Annotated in this window: 1 protein-coding gene and 1 pseudogene; both read left to right on the top strand. The window is 73.6% G+C overall.

Annotation, left to right across the window (positions count from 1 at the left end):
- Window positions 1-305, top strand: a pseudogene (locus ACFVS6_RS42910) (hypothetical protein); the annotation flags it as partial.
- A 313-nt stretch (window positions 306-618) separates the two neighbouring features.
- Window positions 619-2271 (top strand): ABC-F family ATP-binding cassette domain-containing protein, encoded by a 1653-nt coding sequence (locus tag ACFVS6_RS42905; protein ID WP_389711968.1) that lies wholly within the window; start codon window positions 619-621, stop codon window positions 2269-2271.
- Window positions 2272-2405 lie beyond the last annotated feature (134 nt).

The raw sequence follows: 2405 nt of genomic DNA, 5'->3' as shown, positions 1-2405 counted from the left end.
CGGACAAGAAGCTCCGCAAAACCAAGGCCACCTCCGCCACCCGCCTGCTCGCCCTGACCCTGGCCACCCAGAGTTCGGCATCGGGACGTCTGGGTCTCGGCGGCCACGGCGTCTTCCTGACCACTCTGGCTGCCATGGTCCCGGCCGGTGTCGGCGAGCTGGAGCGCCTGGTCGACCAGCTGACCGCAGCGGACTGGCTGACCGATGCCGCCCTCACCGACTCCCATCTCACCGGGCAGTTGACCGAACGCGTCCTGACCCTTGCCTGCCCCCTGCCCGCCGCCTCGGTGGCCGGCCTGCGGTAGCCGTGGGCGTGCCGACGCAGCGAAGACTGAGGGGCCCACCGTCTGGTAGGCCTCTTTCGATAAGGGGGCCTAGGCGAAGCAGGGGGTGGTGCTTACCGGCGCCCGTCCCCGGCAGGGGGCCGGAGGTGGGGTCGGCGTGAGGCCCGGGGGCTCGCGTGGCCAACCCTTCTACTCCGTTCGCATTTTGGCGAGACGGGGCGTCTTGCGTGACAGGTCGGCGCGGGGTACTATCGTCCTCCAAGCGAGACGAGACGGTCCGTCTTGAACTAGATTACCGGTCCCGCTTCCCCTGTCGTCAACGAAAGGAACGCGCTTGCGCACTCCACTCGCCGCAACCCAGATCGTCCTGTCCGAGGTCGGCAAGCGCTACGACGCGCGCCCCGTCTTCGACCGCGTGAGTCTGACGGTCCGGCCCGGCGAACGGGTCGGAGTCGTCGGGGACAACGGCTCCGGCAAGTCCACCCTGCTGCGGATGCTCGCCGGACTGGAGCGCCCCGACCGGGGCGAGGTCCTCGTCCGCGCCCCCGGCGGTCTGGCCCACCTGGGCCAGACCCTCGACCTCCCGCTCACCGCGCGCGTCGGCGACGCCGTCGACCACGCCCTCGCCGAACTGCGCGCCCTGGAGCGCGACATCCACTCGGCCGAGGCCCTGATGCACCTGGCCGGCGTCGAGGAACTCGCCGCCTACGACATCCTGCTGGCCCGCCACGAGGCGCGCGGCGGCCACGGGGCCGAACGGCGCCTCGCCACCACCTTGCGTCGGCTCGGCGAACGCGAGCCGCTGGACCCCGACCGGGTCCTCGGCACCCTCTCCGGCGGGCAGCGCTCCCGGCTCGCCCTCGCCGGCGCCCTCGCCTGTGAACCGGAACTGCTGCTGCTGGACGAGCCGACCAACGACCTCGACGACGAGGCCGTCGACTGGCTGGAGCAACGCCTGCTGACCCATCGCGGCACGGTCGTTGCCGTCACCCACGACCGGCTCTTCCTGGACCGCGTCACCACCACCGTCCTGGAGGTCGACCACGAACGCCGCACCGTGCACCGCCACGGCAACGGCTACGCGGGCCACCTGGCCGCCCGCGCCGCCGCCCGAGCGCGCTGGGAGCGCGAACACGAGGAATGGCGCGAGGAGACCCGGCGCGTCGAACGCCTGGCCAACCGGCACATCGACCGGCTCGCGGTGATCCCGCGTAAGGCCCCGGCGGCCTTCAGCGGAGCGGGCGCGTTCCGGGCGCGGTCGCGTGCCCACGGCGCCATGAGCCGCATCCGCAACGCCAGGGAACGGCTCCAGCGCATGAACGACAACCCCGTACCCCGGCCCCCTGAGCCGCTCGTCTTCATCGGCGGCTTCACCGGAGGCGAGGCGACGGGGGCCGTCCACGCCGAGGGAATCACGGTGCCGGGCCGACTCGACCCGCTGTCGCTGCGCCTCGAACCGGGCGAACGGCTGCTGGTCACCGGGCCCAACGGCGCCGGGAAGTCCACCCTGCTGCGCCTGCTCGCCGGTGAACTGGCCCCGACCCGAGGGGCCCTGCGGGTGCCGGGCCGCGTCGGGATGCTGCGGCAGGACGATCCGCTCGCGGACGAGGCCCGGTCGGCATCCGCACTGTTCGGGGAGGTCCGGGCGGCACGGGTGGCCGGGCTCGGCCTGCTGGCCGCCGCCGACCTGGACCGGCCGGTCCGGGAGCTGTCGGCGGGCCAGCGGCGGAAGCTGGAGCTGGGCCGCCTCGTCACCGCCGGGCCGCTGAACCTGCTGCTGCTCGACGAGCCGACCAACCACCTGGCTCCCGCCGTGGTGGAGGAGCTGGAGGCGGCGCTGGCGCCGTACACCGGAACCCTCGTGGTGGTCACCCACGACCGGCGGCTGCGGGCCGCGTTCGCCGGGCGGCGCCTCGAACTCCCGGGCCCCGACCGCCGGAGCGCCGCCCACCCGGCGCACCCGGCCCGCCCGGCTCTCGCGGCGTGAGCCGGGGCGCGGCCGGGGCGGGGGCTCGGCCGACAGGCCCTAGGTGTATTGACCCGCAGGGTTGTTCACACGGCTGATGGGTGGGTTGCCGTCGAGTGCGGTGTGGCAGCGGTGATGGTTGTAGGTGTGGAGGA

Source organism: Streptomyces sp. NPDC057939, from assembly GCF_042887545.1.
Classification (GTDB): domain Bacteria; phylum Actinomycetota; class Actinomycetes; order Streptomycetales; family Streptomycetaceae; genus Streptomyces.
Note: the sequence above shows the minus strand (reverse complement) of the source record. Positions and strands in the feature narration are given on the sequence as shown.